The organism is Treponema sp. R80B11-R83G3 (assembly GCF_054786115.1).
The window spans coordinates 1-656 of record NZ_BDHF01000386.1 but is presented as its reverse complement, the minus strand read 5'-3'; the positions used below and the strand labels follow the sequence as shown (position 1 = coordinate 656).

Sequence of the window (656 nt, the reverse complement as noted above, 5' to 3'; positions counted from 1 at the left end):
ATGTTGTAAACACGATTAATGAATTGCTTCTGCCTCGTTACGGGATTGGTCAGGAAATGTATGAGAACAAAACAAACCTTAAAAACATAAAACCTGAAGAAACAAAAATAAAAATCAACCTTGCCAAAGCCGGCAAACAGCTTCGAGGTTTTGCCCGTACCAATCTGTTCAAACGCCTTGAAAGTTCAGGGTATTCGTTCCTGCTTTCCATAAGCCGCCATATTTTGCGTAACTATTTATTCATTTATGCTATTGATGAAGGACTGGAATTTCCTGTAGGAAAGCAGGAAGGAGACATAATTAACGAAATACTTTACAGCGATGAAGATACGTCCCCTGATACAGGTGACACTGATTCAGGGATTGAAAATTTTGTATTTGATACGGAAGAATATCGAAAACTGGCTCAGAAATACTACCAAACACTTTCTAATACAAAGCAGAAATATGAATGGATACGAAGCGAGCTTTTTAATAAAAAACTTAAAGACGATCTGGAAGCGGATACTGCCCGATTATTAAAAATAATGGAATTGGGCAAAACATGGGATCAGGCAAAGGACAGACAGCTTGGAGCGTTATACGAAATGCTTACGCAAATATTCCCCCAAGAAAAAGTGGTAATATTCAGCCAGTTTGCCGACACCGCTTACTAT

Annotated in this window: 1 protein-coding gene; it reads left to right on the top strand. The window is 38.4% G+C overall.

Translation table 11 applies throughout. The features are described 5' to 3' along the window. Positions 1 to 656: hypothetical protein (locus ACYVRH_RS14005; RefSeq protein WP_461257496.1), on the top strand; the 656-nt coding region annotated here is incomplete at both ends.